The 5770-nt window shown below is 63.0% G+C and carries 6 protein-coding genes; 2 read left to right on the top strand and 4 right to left on the bottom strand.

Features of this window, described 5'->3' with window-relative positions; translation table 11 throughout:
* Positions 1–746 (bottom strand): saccharopine dehydrogenase family protein (locus AC1D0Z_RS14905; RefSeq protein WP_477659004.1); only part of this gene is annotated, 746 nt, incomplete at its 3' end.
* A 172-nt stretch (positions 747–918) separates the two neighbouring features.
* On the opposite strand from AC1D0Z_RS14905, the gene AC1D0Z_RS14910 reads away from it, so the two are divergent.
* Positions 919–1350 carry an Lrp/AsnC family transcriptional regulator gene (locus AC1D0Z_RS14910; RefSeq protein ID WP_477659005.1) on the top strand — a complete coding sequence of 144 codons (432 nt, stop codon included), beginning with the start codon at positions 919–921 and terminating at the stop codon, positions 1348–1350.
* 278 nt (positions 1351–1628) lie between these two features.
* On the opposite strand, the gene AC1D0Z_RS14915 is transcribed toward AC1D0Z_RS14910, so the two are convergent.
* Positions 1629–2282 (bottom strand): glutathione S-transferase, encoded by a 654-nt coding sequence (locus tag AC1D0Z_RS14915; RefSeq protein WP_477659006.1) that lies wholly within the window; start codon positions 2280–2282, stop codon positions 1629–1631.
* 20 nt (positions 2283–2302) lie between these two features.
* Positions 2303–3250, bottom strand: coding sequence for an oxygen-dependent tRNA uridine(34) hydroxylase TrhO (trhO, locus tag AC1D0Z_RS14920; protein WP_477659007.1), 948 nt, complete (start codon positions 3248–3250; stop codon positions 2303–2305).
* A 361-nt stretch (positions 3251–3611) separates the two neighbouring features.
* Between trhO and AC1D0Z_RS14925 the strand changes: the two genes are divergently transcribed.
* The gene (locus AC1D0Z_RS14925) at positions 3612–4832 is read left to right on the top strand and encodes an extracellular catalytic domain type 1 short-chain-length polyhydroxyalkanoate depolymerase (RefSeq protein WP_477659008.1); all 1221 of its coding nucleotides are present in this window, start codon (positions 3612–3614) and stop codon (positions 4830–4832) included.
* 78 nt (positions 4833–4910) lie between these two features.
* On the opposite strand, the gene AC1D0Z_RS14930 is transcribed toward AC1D0Z_RS14925, so the two are convergent.
* A partial coding sequence (locus AC1D0Z_RS14930; protein ID WP_477659009.1) for an alpha/beta hydrolase occupies positions 4911–5770 on the bottom strand: 860 nt, incomplete at its 5' end.

Here is a 5770-nt window from a genome sequence, read left to right on the forward strand (position 1 = left end):
TCGTTGAGCAGTGCCTTCATGATCGCCGCGTGGCCGGGGTAGCGGATGGTCTTGTAGTTGAGGTTGGTGACCTTGCCCTGCAGCGTCTCGCACAGGGTGCCCAGGCCGCCTGAAGTATTGAAGGCCTCGTAGGTCACGCCGTCGAGTGAAAACTCTTCATGTTCGGCCAGCGGCGGCACCTGGCGCAGCACGCCTTCCACAATGGCTTCGCAGGGCTCGCAGTACTCGTTGATGACGCCGTCGGTGCTCCAGGTCAGGTTGTAGTTGAACGCGTTCGACGGAAACTGGGGCAGGGCGCCGACGCGCATACGCACGCTGTGCAGGCTGTCAAAACGCCGGCACAGGTCGGCCGCCACGATGGACACAAAGCCCGGCGCCAGGCCGCATTGCGGAATCAGAGCCGAGCGCGCGGTGGCGGCCAGTTCACGCACCCGCCGCGTGCTGGCCACGTCTTCGGTCAGGTCCAGGTAATGCACACCCGCCGCCACGGCCGCCTCGGCGATGGATGTGGTGAGGTGAAACGGCGCTGCGCTGAGCACCGCAAACTGCCCCTCAAGCGCCGCGCGCAGGGCAACAGGGTCGGTGACGTCCAGCACTTTTAGCTGAACCCCGGGGCCCGCCTTGATACCTGCCAGTGCGGCCTGCGACGCGTCCACCACCGTAACGGCATAGTCCTGACTGGAACCCAGCAGGGCGGCAATGGTTGAGCCGATTTTGCCTGCGCCTACGACCATGATCTTTTTCATATCAGCTCCTTCATGGGGCCCCTCCAGGTGAAGGGCGTTGACTGATTGTGGAACGCAGCGCCGGCGGTTGGTAGTATCAATTTATACAAATAGAAGCCATAATTTAGACAAATAGAAGGTTTGAAACGGCTATTTGCCTAACCTGCTTTAAYCACCACCTCACACCCGGCACATGAATATCGACGCCATAGACCAGATACTGCTCAGCGAATTGCGTGAAAACGCGCGCTGCCCGGTGGCTTTGCTTGCCCGCAAGGTGGGTTTGTCGCGCACGGCGGTGCAGGCCCGCATTGAGCGGCTGGAGCGCGACAAGGTCATCACCGGCTACGGCGTGCGCACTGGCGATGCGTATGAGCAGTCGCAGGTAGCCGCCCACGTGATGCTCACCGTCGGCCCCAAGCTGTCGGGCCCGGTCGAGGCGGCGCTGCGCAAGATTYCCGAGGTCCGCTCACTGCTTTCGGTCAGCGGCACCTTTGACATGATCGCCATCGTGCAGGCCGGCTCGATCGAGCGGCTCGATGCACTGATCGACGGCATCGGCCTGCTCGACGGGGTGGAACGCACCAATACCTCAGTGGTGCTGTCTACGCGCATTCAGCGCTGAAGTTCCCAGTCGTCCTGGTGGGTGCTGATAGCRCGTAGTGAGCAGGCTCTGTCTCCTGGCTGAGTTGATTGCTATACATTTGATAGCTGCTCGCACCCGTTGTTATTGGTCAGAGAGCCATTTTCTTTCCGAAAATGATGCTTCCGGGCTCAAAAGTAGCTTCCTGCCGCCAAAAACACGTCCAAAACGGCCTTCCAGGCCGATTTCAAGCATCAAATCGGCTTCACACCCAATCAGAACGTGCGCGAGCAGCTATTGATTTGATAGCAAATACAGGCTCAAACCGCACCCGCCTGCCAAGGCACATGCTTGCCCATCACACCTTCGTACAGCGCGCTGGCTTCAAAGCGCGCCAGCCATGCCTGCAATCGCGGCCAAGGTTGCGCGGCAAACCAGGCCACATCGGTGTGCGCAAACTGGCGCACAAAAGGCAGAAGGGCCATGTCGGCCAGGCTGGCATGCATGCCGAAGAGCCAGYCGCCAGCCAGCAAGGTTTCCAGCCGGCCCAGCCAGCTGGCGCATGCTGCCCGGTGTGAAAAGGCAAAAGCCGCGTTGTCGCCTGCGGCTTCTTCGGGGTAGCGATTCGGGTATTTGTAGCGGTCCAGGCTGCGCTTGAAAGCGCCGTCGTTGCCGGCCACCAGCGCGAGCATGTCGTCAAGGGAGCCCTGCGGTGATGTGAGCCAACCCTCGGGGTCATTGCGCCGCAGTGCCCACAGCATCACGTCCAGGCTTTCATCAATGACTTCGCCGCCGGGCAGCACCAGCACGGGCACCGTGCCTTTGGGCGAAGCGGCCAGCATCTCCGCGGGCTTGTTCTTCAACACGACTTCGCGCAGTTCGTGCGGCTCGCCGCTTGCGGCCAGCGCCAGCCGGGCGCGCATGGCGTACGGGCAGCGGCGAAAGGAATACAGGACAGGCAGGGCGCTGTTCATGGCCTGAGACACCCGGTGCTTCAGGTGCCGGATTGCCGCACGCCGATGTGCGCGGCATTGCGTGCCTCGGCCAGCTCGACCTGGCGCTGGCGCTCGCGGTAGCCGGCCTTCTGTTCTTCCGTCGTCTTCGCATGGCAGTGCGCGCAACTCACACCCAGCTCGTACAGCGGTGACTGGCGGTCTTCTTCGCTCAGCGGGTCACGGCAGGAGCGGCACAGCGTGAAGGCGCCGGGCTTGAGGCCGTGGCCGACGGACACACGCTCGTCGAACACAAAACATTCGCCTTCCCAGGTGCTTTGCGCTTCGGGCACGGTTTCCAGGTACTTGAGGATGCCGCCTTCGAGGTGGTAGACCTTGTCAAAGCCTTTGGAGCGCAGCAGCGCGGTGGACTTTTCGCAGCGGATGCCGCCGGTGCAGAACATCGCCACCTTCGGTTTTTTGCCGTCATGCGCCGCCAGCTTGCCGCCTTCGGCCATTTCGCGCTCGACCCAGCCGGGCAGCTCTGAAAAGCTGCTGGTGTGCGGATTGATGGCGCCGTGGAAGGTGCCGATCGACACCTCGTAGTCGTTGCGTGTATCGACCAGCACCACGCCCGGTTCGTTGATCAGCTGGTTCCATTCCTGCGGCTTGACGTATTCACCGGCCATCAGCGCGGGGTGAACTTCCGGCACGCCCATGGTGACGATCTCGCGCTTGAGGCGCACCTTCATCCGGTAAAACGGCATGGACGCAGCCCAAGCCTCCTTGTGCTCCAGCTTCGCCAGGCGCGGGTCACTGCGCAGATAGGCCAGCACTGCGCGCACGCCTTCTTCAGGCCCCGCAATCGTGCCGTTGATACCTTCTGCTGCAAGCAGCAGCGTGCCCTTGACGCCATGCGCTTCGCACTGCGCCAGCAATGGCGCCTGCAGCTCGGCGAAATCGGGCAGCTCAACGAACTGGTAAAGGGCGGCAGTCAGGAAGTCAGACATGAGAAAACAGGCAAAAAACCAAAAGAAGTATGCGGTCGTTCAAAAGAGGGGGCAAAGGCCGGAAAGCAAGAAAAGACTCTAAATGGTGCGTACCCGCGCTGAAATGGCGCGGTTACCGCGCCGAAATGCCACAAGCGCTCTCAGCTTCGATCGTAGCGGCTCGGGTTTAGCATTTTGTAACCCCGATTTTGTGACGGAAAGCGCCGAATTCAATGTTTTATGACCATGCTGATAGACATTTTGTTGCAATGCAGCAAAATGACCGTGTACTTATTGATTTGGCGCAAATGCCTTCCTGGAAATCAACGTAGACGCAGACCTCCTGTTCACCCCCGATGGCCCCACCACTTTTTGTCAAACCATGTCCAGAAGCATAAGCAGTCTTTGGCTTAAAAGCATGCGCCGCATGGGCAAGGCCCAGCAGGCGCAGGGCTTGCGGCTCTTTGAAAGCCTGCTGCCCAAGGTCACGCCGGTGCCGCCTGCCACCACAACGCCGCGCCGGCGAAGGCCCCGGGTCAAGCTGCTCAAGCCGGTGGTTGCCCGGCCCGCCAAAAAGGCCCGCCGGCCCACCGCTGCACAGGCCCGCGCTGCCGCCGGTTTGCCCGGCACCTGGCGCAAGGCCTGGTTTACCTTGCCCGGGGATGGCTTGCTGACGGATTCGCGGCGCATGCTGTATTGGCTATACCTTCCTGCCATTGCAGCGGTGCCCGATGCGCCCGCGGTGCCGCGCCCGCTCGTGGTCATGCTGCACGGTTGCCAGCAGACAGCGGCCGATTTCGCCGCAGCCAGCCGCATGAACGAGCTGGCCGAGCGCAAGGGTTTTGCGGTGCTGTATCCCCAGCAATCCAGCGCGGCCGACGCCCACCGCTGCTGGCACTGGTACAAGCGGGCCACGCAAAACGGGGAGGGCGATGTGGGCGTCATCGCTGCGATGATTTCCCAGGTGCAGCAAAAGCATGGGCTTGACGCTTCACGCACCTACGTGGCGGGCCTGTCGGCCGGTGCCGCGCTGGCGGCCATCGTGGCACTGCGCCACCCGGAGCTGATCGCGGCCGTGGGCATGCATTCGGCGCCCGTGTTCGGCACCACCCATTCGCCCTTCAGCGCTTACCGCGCCATGCAACACGGCTCGGGCTCGTCTTACGATGCGGTGGCGCGCTTGTTTGCCAGCGCCCAGCCGCAGTTCCCGGGCATGCCGGCCATCCTGATCCATGGCGACAACGATGCCGTGGTGCGGCGCGTCAATGCCGAGCAACTGGCCGAGCAGTTCGAAATCATCAACAACCCGGTCATCACCCAAAATGCGGCCCGCCCCGAGCCGGTGGTTCGCCGTTACCCCGAACGCCGCAGCGGCAGGAAGCCGCGCCACGCCTACCAGACCACCACCTGGTACGCCGGCCGCAAACCGCAGCTGGTGAAATGCGACGTAGACGCCTTGGGCCACGCCTGGAGCGGCGGAGACGCCAGCATGGAATACAGCGAGCCCGACGGCCCGGACGCCACGCTGATGATGTGGACGTTCTTTACCTACCATCGCCGTGATGCCGCTGCGGCCGTGGCAGAACCTGATGCGGCGAAGTAGCTGAGCCTGAATTTGCTATCAAATCAATAGCTGCTTGCGCTCGTCCTCTGAGGGCTACAGCCTGTTTTTCCTTAAATCTTAGCGCGGCAGCAGCCCCGCCATAAAACCGTCTACCGCATCGGTATACCCGCCGGGCAGGCCCAGCGTGGTGTTGACCTGCTCGTGCGTCAGGTCTTGCGGCAGCACGCTGGCCCGCGCGCCTTTGGCTGTCACCTTGGCGGCAAAGTCACGCGACTGCGCACAGGGGTCATCCGCCCGTTGTGTCGAGCAGACCAGCAGCATCGGCGTGGCGTCAGCCGCCAGCACGCTGGTGGGCGACACAGTGCGCCAGTAGGCCGGGTCGGCGCCAAACACGCGGTCGTAAAACCGCATGTGGCGCGCTTTCATGATGCGCTCAAGGTCCAGCGCGGCGCTGTCAAGCGCCACAGTGCCGAGCCACGGCCTGGCGCCTGACGCGTAGGCCTGTGCCGGCGAAGCGCCCAGCAGTGCTACCAGGTGTGCGCCCGCCGAATGCCCCATGAGAATGACCTTTGCCGGATCGCCACCCCACGAAGCGGCCATGCTTTGCGTCCTGGCCAGGGCACTGGCCACATCGTGCGCCTGCACCAGCGGGTCAACCTGCGGCGACAGGCGATAACCCACCGACACCAGGATGTAGCCCTTCTGTTTGACCCACCAGGCCACCTTGTTGTCGGTCACATTGGCCATCGCCTTGTTGCCCACCATCCAGGCACCGCCGTGCACCATGACGATGACCGGTGCGTTGGCGGCCGGTTGCAGCGGCAGGTAGGCATCCATGCGCTGGCGCGGGTCTGAGCCATAGGCGATGTCGGGGATTTGGCGCACCCCGGCCGGTACGGTGGACCTGGCGGTTTTTCCCGCCAGGCGGCCGCTTTCCTGCTGGGCAGGCACCGGCCCGGCGTAGAGCACCGCGGTGA

Source organism: Polaromonas sp. P1_E3 (assembly GCF_056405935.1).